16 protein-coding genes and 1 pseudogene are annotated in these 16,544 nt (G+C 70.2%); 9 read left to right on the forward strand and 8 right to left on the reverse strand.

The genetic code is table 11. From position 1 onward, the window contains the following. The 6 genes from queC to MSPGM_RS05625 all read left to right on the forward strand — a co-directional run bounded on the left by queC (position 1) and on the right by MSPGM_RS05625 (position 3,570). Complete coding sequence (queC, locus tag MSPGM_RS05600) at positions 1-732, forward strand: 7-cyano-7-deazaguanine synthase QueC (RefSeq protein WP_012752284.1); 732 nt, start codon at positions 1-3, stop codon at positions 730-732. 10 nt (positions 733-742) lie between these two features. Beyond that, a complete protein-coding gene (locus tag MSPGM_RS05605) occupies positions 743-1,480 on the forward strand; it encodes a PIG-L deacetylase family protein (RefSeq protein ID WP_003604189.1) in 738 nt (245 codons plus the stop codon). A 78-nt stretch (positions 1,481-1,558) separates the two neighbouring features. Beyond that, a complete protein-coding gene (locus MSPGM_RS05610) occupies positions 1,559-2,410 on the forward strand; it encodes a glycosyltransferase family 2 protein (protein ID WP_261926195.1) in 852 nt (283 codons plus the stop codon). Positions 2,411-2,803: 393 nt separating this feature from the next. Further along, the gene (locus MSPGM_RS05615) at positions 2,804-2,986 is read left to right on the forward strand and encodes a hypothetical protein (RefSeq protein WP_003604187.1); all 183 of its coding nucleotides are present in this window, start codon (positions 2,804-2,806) and stop codon (positions 2,984-2,986) included. After that, positions 2,987-3,214: a hypothetical protein gene (locus MSPGM_RS05620; RefSeq protein ID WP_003604186.1), complete on the forward strand. Its 228-nt coding sequence runs from the start codon at positions 2,987-2,989 to the stop codon at positions 3,212-3,214. A 62-nt stretch (positions 3,215-3,276) separates the two neighbouring features. Next, entirely contained in the window at positions 3,277-3,570 is a 294-nt protein-coding gene (locus MSPGM_RS05625) for a hypothetical protein (protein ID WP_261926196.1), read from the forward strand. Positions 3,571-3,718: 148 nt separating this feature from the next. On the opposite strand, the gene MSPGM_RS05630 is transcribed toward MSPGM_RS05625, so the two are convergent. The 8 genes from MSPGM_RS05630 to MSPGM_RS05665 all read right to left on the reverse strand — a co-directional run bounded on the left by MSPGM_RS05630 (position 3,719) and on the right by MSPGM_RS05665 (position 11,636). Beyond that, on the reverse strand, positions 3,719-4,768 hold the full coding sequence (locus MSPGM_RS05630) for a glycosyl transferase (protein ID WP_012752287.1): 1,050 nt from the start codon (positions 4,766-4,768) through the stop codon (positions 3,719-3,721). A 60-nt stretch (positions 4,769-4,828) separates the two neighbouring features. Further along, positions 4,829-5,917 carry a glycosyltransferase gene (locus MSPGM_RS05635; RefSeq protein ID WP_012752288.1) on the reverse strand — a complete coding sequence of 363 codons (1,089 nt, stop codon included), beginning with the start codon at positions 5,915-5,917 and terminating at the stop codon, positions 4,829-4,831. Between the two features lie 4 nt (positions 5,918-5,921). Continuing rightward, on the reverse strand, positions 5,922-7,016 hold the full coding sequence (locus MSPGM_RS05640) for a glycosyltransferase family 4 protein (protein WP_043765902.1): 1,095 nt from the start codon (positions 7,014-7,016) through the stop codon (positions 5,922-5,924). A 514-nt stretch (positions 7,017-7,530) separates the two neighbouring features. After that, complete coding sequence (locus MSPGM_RS05645; RefSeq protein WP_003606019.1) at positions 7,531-7,854, reverse strand: HPr family phosphocarrier protein; 324 nt, start codon at positions 7,852-7,854, stop codon at positions 7,531-7,533. A 150-nt stretch (positions 7,855-8,004) separates the two neighbouring features. Further along, complete coding sequence (locus tag MSPGM_RS05650; protein ID WP_003606016.1) at positions 8,005-8,406, reverse strand: PTS sugar transporter subunit IIA; 402 nt, start codon at positions 8,404-8,406, stop codon at positions 8,005-8,007. A gap of 125 nt (positions 8,407-8,531) precedes the next feature. Continuing rightward, complete coding sequence (locus MSPGM_RS05655) at positions 8,532-9,047, reverse strand: HPr kinase/phosphorylase (protein WP_003606014.1); 516 nt, start codon at positions 9,045-9,047, stop codon at positions 8,532-8,534. Next, positions 9,044-10,894, reverse strand: a complete 1,851-nt coding sequence (locus MSPGM_RS05660; RefSeq protein WP_003606012.1) for a sensor histidine kinase — start codon at positions 10,892-10,894, stop codon at positions 9,044-9,046. Before MSPGM_RS05660 ends, MSPGM_RS05655 begins: the two co-directional genes overlap by 4 nt. A 28-nt stretch (positions 10,895-10,922) precedes the next feature. After that, positions 10,923-11,636, reverse strand: a complete 714-nt coding sequence (locus MSPGM_RS05665; protein WP_003606011.1) for a response regulator transcription factor — start codon at positions 11,634-11,636, stop codon at positions 10,923-10,925. A gap of 398 nt (positions 11,637-12,034) precedes the next feature. On the opposite strand from MSPGM_RS05665, the pseudogene MSPGM_RS05670 reads away from it, so the two are divergent. The 3 genes and pseudogenes from MSPGM_RS05670 to MSPGM_RS05680 all read left to right on the forward strand — a co-directional run bounded on the left by MSPGM_RS05670 (position 12,035) and on the right by MSPGM_RS05680 (position 16,505). Then, a pseudogene (locus MSPGM_RS05670) lies at positions 12,035-12,849 on the forward strand (HugZ family protein). Between the two features lie 159 nt (positions 12,850-13,008). Beyond that, a complete protein-coding gene (gene lepA / locus MSPGM_RS05675) occupies positions 13,009-14,814 on the forward strand; it encodes a translation elongation factor 4 (protein ID WP_012752292.1) in 1,806 nt (601 codons plus the stop codon). A 437-nt stretch (positions 14,815-15,251) separates the two neighbouring features. Continuing rightward, on the forward strand, positions 15,252-16,505 hold the full coding sequence (locus tag MSPGM_RS05680; protein ID WP_003600414.1) for an efflux RND transporter periplasmic adaptor subunit: 1,254 nt from the start codon (positions 15,252-15,254) through the stop codon (positions 16,503-16,505). Positions 16,506-16,544: the final 39 nt, after the last annotated feature.

Genomic DNA, 16,544 nt, shown 5'->3' on the forward strand with positions numbered 1-16,544 from the left:
ATGCCGGAGGACGCGGCCGTGGCGGGCGGTGAGGCCGGTGCGCTGGTGCTGTTCTCCGGCGGCCAGGATTCGGCGACCTGCCTCGCCTGGGCGCTCGATCGCTTCCCGCATGTGGAGACGCTCGGCTTCGATTACGGCCAGCGCCACCGGGTCGAACTCGATCGGCGCGCGGCCCTGCGGCAGGGCCTGACCGCCCTCGATCCGGCCTGGGGACGCCGGCTCGGGCCGGATCACACGCTGGCGCTCGCCGCGCTCGGCGAGATCTCCGACACGGCGCTGACCCGCGACAGCGCGATCGCGTTCGCCCGCGACGGCCTGCCCAACACCTTCGTGCCCGGCCGCAACCTGGCCTTCCTCACCTTCGCCGCCGCGCTCGCCTACCGCCGCGGCCTGCGCCACATCGTCGGCGGCATGTGCGAAACCGACTATTCCGGCTATCCCGATTGCCGCGACGACACGATCAAGGCGCTGCAGGTCGCGCTCAACCTCGGCATGGAGCGCCGCTTCGTGCTGCACACGCCCCTGATGTGGATCGACAAGGCGCAGACCTGGGCGCTGGCCGAGACTCTGGGCGGGCGGGCGCTCGTGGATCTCGTCGTCGAGGAGAGCCATACCTGCTATCTCGGCGAGCGCGGGGCGCGCCACGAATGGGGCTATGGCTGCGGCACTTGCCCAGCCTGCGACCTGCGCGCCAAGGGATTTTCGCGTTATCTCGCCGCGCGAGCGGAATAGGAGGCTTCTTATGCGTGCCGACGCCTTCCTCGAGGCCGTGAAGGCCATGCCCGTCGCCCCTCTCGCGACCCTGGTGCCGGGCGGGGGCGGCCTCGTCGTGGTCGCGCCCCACCCCGACGACGAAAGCCTCGGCTGCGGCGGGCTGATCGCGCAGGCCGTGCGAGAGGGCCGAACTGTCCGCGTCGTCGTCGTCAGCAACGGCTGCGGCTCGCACCCGAATTCCAAGGCCTATCCGCATGACCGCCTGCGGGACTTGCGCGAGGCGGAGACCGTGGCGGCGATGGCCGAACTCGGGCTGAGCTCCGAGCATGTTCATTTCCTGCGCCTGCCCGATGGCGGCGTGCCGAGCGAGGGCGCAGACGCCGAGGCGGCGGCGGAGCGGATCGCCGACATCGCCCGAGAGGCCGGGGCGAGCGCCCTGTTCGTGACCTGGCGGCACGATCCGCATTGCGACCACACCGCCTCGGCCGCCATCGCCGGTCTCGCCCAGGCCCGGCTTCCCGGTATCGCGGCCTATGCCTACCCGGTCTGGGGCTGGACCCTGCCGCCGGAGCGCGAGGTCGGGCCGGCCCCCGAAGGCTACCGCCTCGCGGTGGAGGACGAGCGTACGGCCAAGCGCCGGGCGGTCGAGGCGCATGCCTCGCAGGTCTCCGGGCTGATCACGGACGATCCGTCCGGCTTCCAGTTGCAGACGGCGATGATCGACCGGCTCTGCGGCCCGTACGAGTGGTACATCGCGCTGCGCTGATCGCCTCTTCATCCGCGTTTCAGGTTGGGGCTGGCAGGACGGGTACGACCGTAAAGCTTGGCCCGGACCGGAATCCCCGTGAGCACCATCAGCGTCGTCACGCTCAACAAGGGGCGTGACGCCCATCTCGCCCGACTGATCGAGGGGCTCGCCCGCGGGCCGGCTCCCACCGAATGCGTCGTGGTCCAGATGGGCCCGGCCCCCGAGCCGCTGCCGGCGACGCCGTTCCCGCTGCGGCCGATCGCTTTCCCGAGCGCCGGCCTCCCGCTCGCCGCCGCGCGCAATGCCGGCCGGGCGGCGGCCTCCGGCGACATCCTCGTCTTCCTCGACGTCGATTGCATTCCCTCCGCCGGCCTCGTTCCGGCCCTGGCTGCGGCGGCGGCCGCGCATGACGGCCTCGTCTGCGGGCCGATCCGCTACCTGCCCGCGGGCGCGGTGCAGGACGACTGGCAGGAGGCCGATCTTCTGCAGGCCGGCCTCCTCCACCCGGCCCGGACGTTCCCATCCAGCGGCGTGGCGGAGACGCAGAATCCCGGCCTGTTCTGGTCGCTCGCCTTCGCGGTGCGCGCCTCGACCTACGACCGGCTCGGCGGCTTCGACGAGGGCTATGACGGCTACGGCGCCGAGGATACCGATCTCGCCTTTCGCGCCGCCGAGATCGGCGTGCCGGCGCTGCTGGCTGGCGCCCCGCCCGCCTTCCACCAGCATCACCTCTCCTGCGACCCGCCGCTCCAGCACTTCGCCGACATCGTCCGCAACGCCCGCCGCTTCCGCGCCCGGCACGGGCTCTGGCCGATGGACGGCTGGCTCGATGCCTTCGCCCGGCTCGGCCTGATCGGCGAGAGCCGCGAGCCCGACATCACCCTCCTGCGCGGCCCGAGCCCGGAGGAGATCGCCGCCGCGCGCGTGCCGCCCGAGCGGCCGTTCTGAGCGGTTTTTGGGAGCGCGGATGCCGTCGATCCCCTCCACGCCCTTACCTTGAGAGGCACAAGCGAAGCGGCGGCCTCGAAGATGCTCCGGACTTCACGCGGGATTTTTGCCGCCGGACGGTGGATCGGCCTCCCGTCACGGATGACGCGCCGTCACAGTTTTGGTCGCGTGGGCCCAGCCCACCCCATGATCCTGCCAAGCAACATCCGTGGCGCAGCGTAGCATTGACGGCTCGCAGGCACGTGTAGCGCCGATCATTCCGGCCCTATCTCTTGCGCTATGGCGCGATGATCCGCCGCATCGCGTAAAAAGTTTTCGGCATTCGGCGCGAACTCTTCGAGATGCGGCTGGTTCTCCGGGGATCACATCTCTCCTATGAACCCAGGAGCCTCGATGACCGCCAAGCCCCCGCCCGTTCCGCCGGCCAACCGCTCCGACAAGGGGCCGGGAAGCGCCCCCGAGACCGCGACCACCCAGGGCCGAGCCTCGTCGCAGACGAAGGACCCGGACAAGATCGGCCAAGCGGGCAATTCGAAGATCAACACCACCCATCAGGGTCATCAGCAGGATCGCTGAATGAGCACCTCCAGCAAACATCCCAACGCCGACCGTCACCATGGCGGGCCGGGCAGCAGCCATCAGGACCGGTCGAAGCCCGCCGCCGAGCCGGATCACGGGCCAACACCAGGTAGCCCGACGAACAGCTCCAAGTCCGGCGTGTCCGGAGGCGGTGGCGAGCGCGACGCGCACCACGCCCATAGCGGCCCGGGCCATGCCCCCGACCGCACCGACCGCTCCCATTAACGGCGGCGCGCCGCATCGACATCGAGCGGAACGATCCGCTCCGCATCAGGAGAAGAACCGCCATGGACGAGAGCCGCAAGCACGATTCCCTGCGCGACTTCAACGCGAATGCCGACCGTAACGGGCAGGATTTCGGGCAGGACAGTCCCCTCGACGTCGCCCGCCCCGCCGATCTCCAGCGCGCCCTTCAGGAAGATCCGAGCTGGCAGGCGCAGGTAGCGCGCACGGCCTCCGACTTCGATCGGCGTGATTCGGTCGCGGGCGGCAGCATCGAGTCGGTCGAGGCCACCGAGGCGGAGACGCCGCCGGAGAACCTGCGCCGCATCAGCGACCCGAGCTACACGCCCAAGCGCTGATCGGCTCGACCCGAAAAGATGAAGGCGCGGCGGTTGGGCGATTGCCCACCGCCGCGATTCTGTGTCTCGCGGCCGTCGCGCCCGCGCCGGAGATGGCTCGTGAAACGCGCCGACGGCGGCCCGGAGGGTCAATGGGCCTGAGCGCTCGTCAGCCCGCATCCCGGCACAGGGTCTCGATCGCCGCTGCCGTCCGCGCCAGCGCGTCGGGTTCGGCGAGGCGCCGAACCACGTCCGGATCGAGGGCGAGGCCGCGGGCGACGAGGAGGGCCCAGGCCGCGGGGTCCGGCCAGCCGAGTTGGACGACGGCCGCGCCGAGCCGCTCCAGCGCCGCCGCCTTGGCCTCCTGCTCGTCATAGGCGCGCGGCTCCGGCAGGCACAGGAAGCGCTTGCCGAGACCCGCCACGGCGGTGACGAGCCCGTCGCCGGCGCCCCCAATCACGAGGGAGGCCGGGGCGAGATGCGGGCGCACATCTGTGACCCAGCCGTGGAGATGCAGGTTTTTCGGAGCCGCGCCCGCGCCGGTCACCGGCCCGAGGACGTGCCAAGTCCGGTCCGGGACGGCGTCGGCCGCCTGAGCAAGCCTCTCCAGACGCCCGCCCTCGCCGCCACGCCCGAACACCACGACGATGCGCCCATCCTCCTCGGAGACCGCCCCCGCCGGAGCCCCCCCGAGGAAGCCGCCATAGACGGTCTTTTCACGCACCCAGGCCGGCACGTCCCCGCCGTCGAGGGCTTCGGGAAAGGGAGCCAGCAGCCGCGAGGCGGCGCGGAATGCTTCCAGATGCGGCGGGTCCGTGCGGGTGCCGGACAGACGCACCACGAGACTCGGCACCGACAGGAGCCGGGCCAGCAGCGCCACTTCGGCCGAGACATCGACGACGATCAGCGCCGGGTCGTTCTCCGCCGCCCAGGCGGCGATCCGGCCCATCCGCGCGCGGATGCCCGGATGGTTCAGCGGCACGTAATGGAAGCATTCGGGCCGCTGCCCCGCGCCGTCCTGACCGTCGAAGCTCCGGTCGAGGCGGTCGTCGGGCAGGTCGAGGACGGGGCCCGGCGCGCCCGAGATGTCGAGGCCGGCAAAGCTGCCCATCAGCGTGCAGGGCCGCCCGAACGCGGCGAGCGCCCGCGCAAGCGCGATCGCCCGCTGCAGGTGACCGGCGCCCTGATGGTGGACGTAGTAGCCGACCGGACGCGTCATGCGAGCTCCGAGAAACGTGCGGCGCGAGGCGGCAAGACCGCCGGGACGACAGACCAGCTCTCAGGCCGCCTGATCGCGCCCCAAGGCCGCGGCGAGGTTTTCGAGGGCCGCCAGCGCCTCGTCGAGGCCGCATTCCGGCGCGGGACCGTCCCGCGCGTCCAGGCGGGCATGGGCCCGCTCGACGAAGGCGATGTCGTTGGGGCAGGCCGCCGAGTCGATGGCGGCGAGGTCGTCCGCATCGAGCCCGAGCGCGTGCAGGGCGGCTGGCGCGGCGCCCTCGCGATAGGCGCGGCGCAAAGCGGCCCGGCGCAGGATGATCCGCTGCCAGTGGGCGGCCACCGGCAGCCGGTAGGCCTCGCCCTCGCGCACGACGCGGGCACGGCGCAGCATCTCGGTCGCCATGCCGCCCTCGGCCCGTCCGGCGGTGCGAGCCGAGACGAGCACTGACACGGCGGGGCAGTGGCGCAGGCGCCCGCCCGCCCGCTGCACGGCAGCGACCAGGGCGTTGTCCTCGCCGCGCGGCAGAGCCGGCAGACCGCCGACGGCGCGGTAGAGTGAGGCCCGGAGCGCGAGACTTCCGCCGGTATGGTCGCCGTGGCGCGGCGCCGGGTCGTGGGGCGGCGGATCGAGGGCGTCTTCGAGCGCACGCACACCCGACCAGTAGCGCTCGACCCGCGCGTGGAAGGCGGCGAGCGCAGGGTCGGCCCCGTCTTCCTCGTCGATTACGAGCCGGCCGCCGACGATCTCGGCGTTCTCCAGGGCGCGCAGGTTCGCCGCGACCCAACCGGGGGCGAGCCGCGCATCGGCATCGGTGGTGAGCAGCACGCCGTCCGGCGCGCCTTCGCTCTCCAACCAGTCGGCGCCCGCATCGAGGGCGCGGCGGCGGGCGGTGCCGACATGGGCCTCGGACGGGGCGAAGGTCGCCTCGATCAGGCGCAGCGCCAGGGTGTCGAGCGCACCCGAGCTTTCGAGGGCACGCACCGCCTCGACCGTGCCGTCGGTGCAGTTGTTGCTGACGATCACGACCTTCAGAGGGGCAGCCGTCGAGAACCCCTCCTGCGCGGCGAGCGCCCGCAGCAGGCGCGGCAGGCGCTCGGCCTCGTTACGGGCCGGGATGCAGACGACGGCCGGGCTGGAGGGCGCGGGCATCGTATCAGGCCGCCGGGCGTTCGAAGAGGGCGACGCGGGAGCTCTGGGCCGGGGCACCGGCCAGCACCTCGCGGTAGAGTTCCTCGTAGCCGTCGGTCATCACCTGGGCGTCGTAGAGCGTCTCGGCCCGGCGGCGGCAGGCGCGGCGGTCGAGGCCGACGGCGCGCTGGATCGCGCGGGCCAGGGCCGCCACGTCGTCGGCGGGTGCGAGCGCGCCGGAGAAGCGATCGACGATGTCGGGGATCGCGCCGCGGCCGAAGGCGGCGACCGGGGTGCCGCAGGCCAGCGCCTCGGCGACGACGAGGCCGAACGGCTCTTCCCAGCGCGGCGAGACGATGGCCGCCCGCGCGCCGCCGAGCTGGTGGGCCAGCTCTCGGTGGGAGAGGTGGCCGACATAGGCCGCATCCGCTCCGAGACGCGGGGCGATCCACTCGTTCCAGTAGCGCGGGTTCGGCTGCGGGCCGGCAAAGCGCAGGGGGATCCCGGCGCGGCGCGCCGCGTCGATGGCCAGATGCGTGCCTTTCTCCGGCACGATCCGCCCGCTCCAGAACACGTAGCCCGCCGGGTCGGCCTTGGGGCTGAAGGCGAAGGTCGAGAGGTCGATGCCGTTGCCGATGACGCGGGCATCCGGCACCAGCGGCTGCCATTCCTGCGCCAGCGACGGCGAGACAGCGGCGAAGATCATGCCGGGCTTGGCCGCCCGCACGCCCTCGGCCAGCGATTCGAAGGGCGGCGTGTGCAGCGCCGTCGTCATCGGCACGGGGAGCGTGTGGCTCGCCCGCAGCGGCAGGTCGTGCAGGCTGTTGTTGTGCACGATGTCGAAACCGCCGCGCGCGACCGCTTCCATGATCCGCTCGTAGGCCGCGAGTTCGGCGCGCTCGATCCGCTCGCAGGCCACGGGATCGCCCAGGGCGTCGCCGGTCGGCGGGCAGACGGGGTTCGGCACCAGCGCCGGATCGGAGCCCTCCGAGGCGAAAAGCGTGACCCGATGGCCCCTGGCGCGCAGCGCGCCGGCCAAGTGATGCGTGTGCATCTCGAGGCCGCCCAGATAGGGCTGTCCAATCGGGAACTTGAGATGGGCGATGACGGCGATCTTCAAGGGCATTGTCCGACGTCGGTGGCGTAAGGGACCCTGGGATGAGTCCAACGGCCAGGCTTCCGGCCACACCATCGCCGTTCGTCTAGGAACGCCCGATGAACGAACCCTTCAGAAAATGGAGAGCTTGGGGAATAAAAGTGACGCATGCCGCCAACCGGTCTCGGATGCGTGTGGGACGCCGCGAAGCGCCGCGACAGCCTCGTTCACGCAGCAACGTGCGCGTGAATTGTGCGCGGGAACGGTCTGACCCGCGGCACGATCGATCCCGGGACCTGCCGTTGACATCATGGCCAGTGCCGCGACGGGAGGCTCTACATGGATGTCAGCTCAAACCTTCGGCGCCGTGCCTCAGCGCATCGGGACAGATTGATGGAGGACTTCACGACCGGCGGCAGCGCGAGTTGCTGGTCTGGCACGAACCATACGAGGCGATGAGCAACGCCGTCGCGCGCGAGCACGACCGCCGCCGTCGCGCTTAAAATCGCCCTGCCGCGCGAGACGGAACGGCCGAGGACTACTCGTCCTCGCCGAATTTGTCGGCGAGCAGCGCCTCGATCGCGTCGAGGGCGGCGTCCGCGTCGCCGCCGACGGCGACCACGGCGATGGAGGTGCCCTTGGCCGCCCCCAGCGTCAGCAGGCCCATGATCGAGCGCCCACCGACGGTCTCGCCGCCGCGGGTCACCGTCACGGCGGCGGAGAAGCGCTCCACCGTCTGCACGAACTTGGCCGAGGCGCGGGCATGCAGGCCGCGGCGGTTGATGATCGGCAAGATCCGGACGAGGCCACCCTCGGGCACCTCCGGCTGCGGCTCGACCTCGCCGTCCACACTCTCTCCCATCGCCCCTGGCACTCCCTCCCCCGCCGCTTCGGTGCGAACCGGCGACGCGTCGGCGCGCCGTTCCGGATGCGGGACGACGTGGTTAAGCCGGGAGCGGGGCGAAGAAAAGGCCGTGCGGGGTGTGAGACCGGGCTACTTGCCCGCAAGAAGCTACTTGCCCGCAAGAACCCGCGACGCGACGTTGATGTACTTGCGGCCCGCCTCCTGCGCATGGAGCACGGCGTCGCCCAGGCTCTCGGCCTCGCGCACGCTGGCGAGCTTGATCAGCATCGGCAGATTGATCCCGGCGACCACCTCGACTTGGCCGCCGTTCATACATGACAAAGCGAGGTTCGACGGCGTGCCGCCGAACATGTCCGTGAGAACCACGACGCCCTGACCGGAGTTGACCCGACCGACGGCGGACATGATGTCGCCGCGGCGCAGCTCCATGTCGTCCTCCGGGCCGATCGTAATCGTCTCGACCTGCTTTTGAGGGCCGACGACATGCTCCAGGGCGGCCTTGAACTCGGTCGCTAACAGCCCGTGTGTGACGAGCACCATTCCAATCATCGAAGCGTGTTCCAACGCCCTGTGAGCGGAGACGCCATCTTGTGCAGCGCAAGGTGAAGCGCAAGCGGGTCGCGTCGTTTTGCGCGACACAACGGGCTCACCATGACACGGCCGCGGCAGCCGCGCTACACATCGCGGGCACCGCCGGGCACAAGAGCCGCCGGGTGCGTCCGCATTGCCACGCCGGCTCGAAGCGCCTCACGGATCAGGTATTCGTGGGGATGGCGCGGTTCAAGGGCGAGGCGGGGCAGCGCGACACCGAGGAGCATGGCGGTCGCGGCGGTTTCGGGAAGGCGCTCGGCCTCCGCCACGAGATCGACCACGAGGCGCAGCACCGCGGCCGGTGCATGTGCCGCCAGACGACGGAGACCGAGGCCGCGGATCTCGATCAGGCCGGCGAGCGCCGGGTGGGGCCGGGCGACGAGGCGGCCGTGATGCGCCTCCAGCCGGATGCGGTCGTCGCCGACGAGGCGGGCATGGCGACCTTCCAGGAAGAAGCGGTCGAGAAGCGCGAGGCACAGTGCGGACTTGCCCGCCCCGGACGGCCCCCGGATCAGCACGCCGGCCTCGTCGAGGAGCACGCAGCTCGCGTAAACCGTTTCCTGTTGCGGCTCGCTTTCCGGCGCAGCCTCCCCGCTCATGCGGCGAGGTCGTCGTCGCGGTAGCGGTCGGCCCGAGGGGCCACGGGCAGGCGCACGATGAAGCGGGCGCCGCGCACCGTCGGGTGCCCCTCCTCGTCGGCCGGGCCCGGGCGGTTCTCGGCGCGGATCGAGCCGTGATGGGCCTGGATGATCTGCCGCGAGATCGACAGGCCGAGCCCGGAATTCTGGCCGAAGCCCTGTTCCGGCCGGTCGGTGTAGAAGCGCTCGAAGATCCGCTCCAGCGCGTGCTCGGGGATGCCGGGCCCCTCGTCCTCGACCACGAACTCGACCTCGTTCTTGAGGCGGCGCAAAGCCACCCGCACCTTGGCGCCGGGCGGGGAGAACGAGCGGGCGTTGTCGAGCAGGTTGTTGACGACCTGTCCGAGGCGGCTGTCGTGGCCGATGATGCGGAACGGGTCCTCGATCTCGCCGCTCGGCCGCTCGATGTCGAACTGGATCACCGCCGCCTTGGCGCGGCGCCGCTCGTTGGCCACCGAGGTCACGGTGGTGAGGAGCTTGCCGAGATCGACCCGGCGCGCCTCGGCGCGGGCGAGTTCCGCGTCGAGGCGGGAGGCGTCGGAGATGTCGGAGATCAGCCGGTCGAGGCGCTTCACGTCGTGCTGGATGATCTGCATCAGCCGGCCGCGTGATTCGTCGGTCTTGGCCAGTGGCAGGGTCTCGACCGCGCTGCGGAGCGAAGTCAGCGGGTTCTTCAACTCGTGGCTGACATCGGCCGCGAAGCTCTCGATGGCGTCGAGCCGCCGGTAGAGCGCCTGGGTCATGTCGCGCAACGCGCCCGAGAGATGGCCGATCTCGTCGGTGCGGCTGGTGAAATCCGGGATCTCCTGGCGCGACTTGATGCCCCGGCGCACCCGCTCGGCGGCATCGGCCAAGCGCCGCACCGGCCCGGCGATGGCGCCGGCGAGCAGGATCGACAGCACCAGCATCACGGCGGCCGCGACGAGGAACACCTGAAGCAGGCCGAAGCGCTCGGAGGCGATCACCCGGTCGATGTCGCCGCCTTGCGTCGAGACCATCAGCACGCCGCGCACGGAGCCCGCCCGCTGGATCGGCACCGCCACCGAGACGATGGTCTCGCCGCGCTCGTTGCGTCGGGAGATCGTGCCGCGCGAGCCCTTGAGCGCCGCCTGAACCTCGCGGAAGGCACGCCCGTCCTGCGGGCCCGCCTCCTCCTGGGCCGAGCGCTCGCTGACGACGAGGCCGAGAATGCGAGTGCCGACGAAGTCCCAGATCCGCTCCAGCACGTTGGGCTTGGGCGGCTTCACCACGGTCTCGCTGCGGCCGATATCGCCGCGGGCGTAGAGCGTGCGGGTGTCGAACAGCAGGCTCCCCTCGCTGTCATAGACCCGTGCGCGGTTGCCCGTCGGGGTCACGAGGCGGCGCAGCAGCGGCGCGACCTTCTCGGGGTTGAGCGAGAAGGCGAGCGAGGCGGGGTCGTCGTCAAACTCGCGGCCCTCACCGGCCTGCTGCTGCAGGAGCTTGTCCGGATCGACGCGAATGGTGTCGGTGTCGACGGAGGCCTGGGCGGCGATGGCGCCGGCGATGATGTCGCCCTGGATCAGCAGGCTCTGCACCCGCGCCTGGATCAGCCCCTGGCGGAACTGGTTCAGGTAGAGGAAGCCGAACAGCAGGACGATCAACCCGACGAGGTTGAGCACCACGATGCGGCGCGTCAGGCTCGACGAGGCGCGCTGGCCGACCGCGTTCCAGAGGGCGCGCGGCCAGGTCAGCGGCGGGCGGGTGAGGGAGCCGACGAGCCGCGCGAAGACGCCGCGGCGGGCGTGGACCTCATCGGAATCGGGCTGGCGGGACAGGGGGGCGAGCATCGACGGACGGGACCGCGGGGGAATCGCCTCAACCCTCCTTGAACCGGTAGCCGACGCCGTAGAGCGTCTCGATCATGTCGAAGCTCTGGTCCGTCACCTTGAACTTCTTGCGCAGCCGCTTGATGTGGCTGTCGATGGTGCGGTCATCGACGTAGACCTGATCGTCGTAGGCCGCGTCCATCAGGGCGTTGCGGCTCTTCACGACGCCGGGGCGCTGGGCCAGCGCCTGGAGGATCAGGAACTCGGTGACCGTGAGGGTCACCGGCTCGCCCTTCCAGGTGCAGGTATGGCGCTCGGGGTCCATCATCAGTTGGCCGCGCTCGAGCGAGCGGGCGGCGGCGTCGGCCTCGCGGGCGGCGGCCCCCGGCGTGGCATCCTTCGGGGCGAAGCGGCGCAGCACCGCCTTCACCCGCTCGACCAGCAGGCGCTGTGAGAACGGCTTATGGATGAAGTCGTCCGCGCCCATCTTGAGCCCGAACAGCTCGTCGATCTCCTCGTCCTTCGAGGTGAGAAAGATCACGGGAAGGTCCGATTTCTGCCGCAGGCGTCTGAGAAGCTCCATTCCGTCCATGCGCGGCATCTTGATGTCGAAGATGGCGAGATCGGGCGGGGAGTGACGCAGACCGTCCAGCGCCGAGGCGCCGTCGGTGTAGGTCTGGATGCGGTAACCCTCGGTCTCCAGCGCGATCGAGACGGAGGTCAGGATGTTGCGGTCGTCGTCGACGAGGGCGATCGTGGGCATGCAGTTTCCCTGACTTGACGGCGCGCGCGCCGCCCCTGGCGCGTCCTTGGCGGGGCCCGCAACGGCGAGGCTCGGTACCCGCAAATCGGGGACCGCCAGCCGTGCGGAGGGTCTCGTCCTTTACGACCATCGTTCGAAAAAAGCGAGCGGCAGTCTAAGCTTGGCCGTGTCGGACGGCTTGGACAAGGGGTCTGCACGAGCGTTTTCGCGTGGATGGCTTCGGCATTCGCCTCGCTCCTCAGCATGAGGAGCGTCGTGGACATCCGCGCCCGCCGGCCAAAACAGCTTTGGCGGACGGCAGGGCGGACAACGCGCCGCGCCCGTCCGTGCCGCGGACCCTTCTGCACCGGCCGCGTGCCGCGCTATGCTCCGACCCGAAACCGGGGAGGAATGCTTTCATGGCCAACGACGCGATGCCGCCCGCGGGGGAACGGCGCCGGCCGGCCGAACCGTTGCCCGCCTCGGAAGCCCCGTTCGACGCGATCGGGCTCGCCCGGCATCTTCTGCGCAGCGTACGATCAGGCGCGCTCGCCACGATCGACGCGGCCGACGGCACCCCCTTCGCCTCCCTCGTCACCTTCGCCACCGACAGCGACGGCACGCCGGTGATGCTGCTCTCGCGCCTCTCGGCGCATACGCGCAACCTCGATCACGACCCGCGCGCCTCGCTGCTGTTCTCGGTGGGCGGCAAGGGCGATCCGCTGGCCCATCCGCGCCTGACGGTGACGGGCCGCGCCGCGCGCTGCGACGAGCCGCGGATCCGCGAGCGCTTCCTGGCCCGCCACCCGAAGGCGAAGCTCTACGCCGACTTCCCCGATTTCGGCTTCTTCACCCTCGCCCCACGGCCGGCCACCTGAACGGCGGCTTTGCCAAGGCGGCGACCCTGACGCCGCAGGAACTGCTCCTCGACCTGGCCGGCGCCGAGGCCATCGTCGCGGGCGAGCGCGGCGCCGTCGAGCACATGAACGCGGATCACGCCGACGCCCTTGCCCTCTACGCCGCAGGCGCCGGCGAGCCCGGCAGCGGCTGGCGGCTCACCGGGCTCGACCCGGAGGGGCTCGACCTGATGGCCGGCGAGCGCACGGCGCGGGTGCCCTACCCCGAGCCGGTGCGCGACATGGGCGCCTTGCGCAAGAGCCTTGTGGCGATGGCGGCCGCAGCGCGGGCGGGCTCCGCGGCCGAGGCCGCACCCGGTCCCGACGGGCCGACCTGAACCCGTTCGGCAGGCACGCGGCGCCAACAACGGTAAGCGCGCGGCGCACCCCCGCCTTGGCGTGCGTGCCCGCCGCTGCTATCTCCGCCCGGACAATCCCGACAAACCTGCCGTGCGCCGCGTCAGCCCCGCGACGGGACCGCCGTGCCGGAGACCCCGATGACCACCCGCACCATCGACAACATCCGCAACTTCTCGATCGTCGCGCATATCGACCACGGCAAGTCGACGCTCGCCGACCGGCTGATTCAGACGACCGGCACCGTGGCGCTGCGCGACATGAGCGAGCAGATGCTCGACTCGATGGATATCGAGAAAGAGCGCGGCATCACCATCAAGGCCCAGACCGTGCGGCTGGAATACCGCGCGGAGGATGGCAAGGATTACATCCTCAACCTGATGGACACGCCCGGCCACGTCGATTTCGCCTACGAGGTGTCGCGCTCGCTCGCCGCCTGCGAGGGCTCGCTGCTGGTGGTCGATGCCTCCCAGGGCGTCGAGGCGCAGACGCTCGCCAACGTCTACCAAGCGCTCGACGCCAACCACGAGATCGTGCCCGTCCTCAACAAGGTCGATCTGCCGGCCGCCGAGCCGGACCGGGTCAAGGAGCAGATCGAGGAGGTGATCGGCCTCGATGCCTCCGAGGCCGTGCCGATCTCGGCCAAGACCGGCCTGAACATCGAGGCGGTGCTGGAAGCCATCGTCAAGCGCCTGCCGGCACCGAAGGGCGACCGCGAGGCGCCGCTCAAGGCCCTGTTGGTCGATAGCTGGTACGACGTCTATCTCGGCGTCGTCGTGCTCGTGCGCATCATCGACGGCGTGCTCAAGAAGGGCATGACCATCCGCATGATGGGCGCGGACGCCGCCTACGGCGTCGATCGCATCGGCGTGTTCCGCCCGAAGATGGCCGATATCGGCGAGCTCGGCCCCGGCGAGGTCGGCTTCTTCACCGGCTCGATCAAGGAGGTGGCCGACACCCGCGTCGGCGACACGATCACCGAGGACAAGCGCCAGACCACGCAGATGCTCGCGGGCTTCAAGGAGGTTCAGGCGGTCGTGTTCTGCGGCCTGTTCCCCGTGGACGCCGCCGATTTCGAGTCGCTCCGTGGCGCCATGGGCAAGCTGCGCCTGAACGACGCCTCGTTCTCCTACGAGATGGAAACCTCGGCCGCGCTCGGCTTCGGCTTCCGCTGCGGCTTCCTCGGGCTGCTCCACCTCGAGATCATCCAGGAGCGCCTGGAGCGCGAGTTCAACCTCGACCTGATCTCGACCGCGCCGTCGGTCGTCTACCGCCTGCTGATGCGCGACGGCGAGCTCAAGGAGCTGCACAACCCGGCCGACATGCCCGATCCGATGAAGATCGAGACGGTCGAGGAGCCGTGGATCCGCGCCACCATCCTCACGCCCGACGAGTATCTCGGCGGCGTGCTGAAGCTGTGCCAGGACCGGCGCGGCATCCAGATCGACCTGAACTACGTCGGCAAGCGCGCCATGGTGGTCTACGACCTGCCGCTCAACGAGGTGGTGTTCGATTTCTACGACCGCCTGAAGTCGATCTCGAAGGGCTACGCCTCGTTCGACTACCACGTCTCGGATTACCGCGAGGGCGACCTCGTGAAGATGTCGATCCTGGTGAACGCCGAGCCGGTCGATGCGCTCTCGATGCTCGTCCACCGCACCCGCGCCGAGTCGCGCGGCCGGGCGATGTGCGAGAAGCTGAAGGACCTGATCCCGCGCCACCTGTTCCAGATCCCGGTCCAGGCGGCGATCGGCGGCAAGATCATCGCCCGCGAAACCATCCGCGCGCTGTCGAAGGACGTGACCGCCAAGTGCTACGGCGGCGACATCTCGCGCAAGCGCAAGCTTCTGGACAAGCAGAAGGAAGGCAAGAAGCGCATGCGCCAGTTCGGCCGCGTGGAGATCCCGCAGGAGGCCTTCATCGCCGCGCTGAAGATGGACGATTGAGACGGTCGCCGCTTGATCAAAGCGGGGACCGTATCAGCAAGCCCGCGCGGCGCTTGAGCGAAGCCCAAATCCGCCATCCCGAAGGGATCAACCGGATTTGGTATGACGGGCTCGTCCCCTTTCCTCGCCGTCGCAAGGCGGGGCCGAAACGATCCGGGCTCCTCTCTCCGGAGACGTCGCGCGATGGTTCGCTTCGCCGCCTCGCGGCCACGGCGAGGCACCATACGAGCAACAATCGAAAAAAATCCCGCCTGCGCGTAAAATCAGCGCCGTTGTTTCATTTGTAAGAAACCGATCCCGTCATACCCCGGTCAAGCCGCCACGGTAACGGCGTAATTCGGGAGCTTCGGTTGCGCGCAAGCGAAAGCCGAATCAACCGGCGCGCAGCGCGCCCGTCGTGACATCGAGGCGCTGGGTCGAAGCGGAACGGGACGACGATGGGCGGGGCGCACGACGACAACCTGACGCCGCATAGGATGCGGCTGCGCACGCAACTTCTCGTTGCGTGCGTACTGGGGGCAGGCGCGGCCGCCGCCCTCTGGTACGGCCGCCCGAAGGAAGTCGATGCCGCCGTCCCGATGCCGGCCGCCGTGACGGCCGCCGCACCGGGGCGCTTCGTGCTCACCGAGAGCCAGCTTGCCACCGTCACCACCGTGGCGGTCGAGCAGCGGCTGTTCTACGAGGACATCGCCACCGAGGGGAAGATCAGCGTCGACGAGTACCGCGCGACGCCCGTCTTCTCGCCCTATGCCGGCCGGGTCATCACCATCTTCGCCCGCTCCGGCGAGCGGGTGAAGCAGGGCGACAAGTTGTTCTCGCTCCAGGCCAACGAGATGGTCCAGGCGCAGAACGACTTCCTCGCGGCGCTGAACGTGCTCAACAAGACGCGCTCGCAGCTCTCCTACGCCACCAACACCGAGAAGCGCCTGCACGACCTCTATGATTCCCGCGTGACCACGCTGAAGGAATTGCAGACCGCGCAGAACGACCTCACGACGGCGCAGAACGACGCCAAGACCGCCGAGGTCGGCCTGGAGGCGGTGCGCAACCGCCTGCGCATCCTCGGGCTCGCCGACGACGACATGAAGGCGCTCCAGACCAAGGGCGCGATCAACCCCGAGACGACGATCAACGCGCCGCTCTCCGGCACCGTGATCCAGCGCAAGATCGGCCCGGGCCAGTACATCAACACCGGCGGCTCCGACCCCTCCTACCTCATCGGCGATCTCGGCCGGGTCTGGATCGTCGCGCAGTTGCGCGAGACCGACGCGGCCAAGGTCGATCTCGGCGAGCGCATTCGCTTCCGGGTGCTCGCCTACCCGAACCAGACCTTCGAGAGCCGCATCAACTACATCGGCGCCTCGGTCGATCCCGCCACGCGCCGCATCGTCGTGCGCGCCGAGGTCGACAACCCGAAGGGGCTCTTGAAGCCCGAGATGTATGCCAGCGTCCACATCATCAACGAGCGCGAGACCGTCTCCCGCGCCGTGCCGCGCCAATCGGTGATCTTCGAGGGCGACAAGGCGCGGGTCTGGGTGCTCGGCGCCGGCAACGCCGTCGAGAGCCGCGCGGTCAAGACCGGCTTCCTCGACGGCAACGACATCGAGGTCACGGAAGGGCTCGCGCTCGGCGAGCGGGTGATCTCGAAGGGCGCCCTGTTCATCGACGGCATGACCGACCAGCCCGGCTGAGAGCCCGGCCCACCGCTTCCCGCGAAAACAAGCATTCCG

This window comes from Methylorubrum sp. GM97 (assembly GCF_024347855.1).
Lineage (GTDB): Bacteria > Pseudomonadota > Alphaproteobacteria > Rhizobiales > Beijerinckiaceae > Methylobacterium > Methylobacterium extorquens.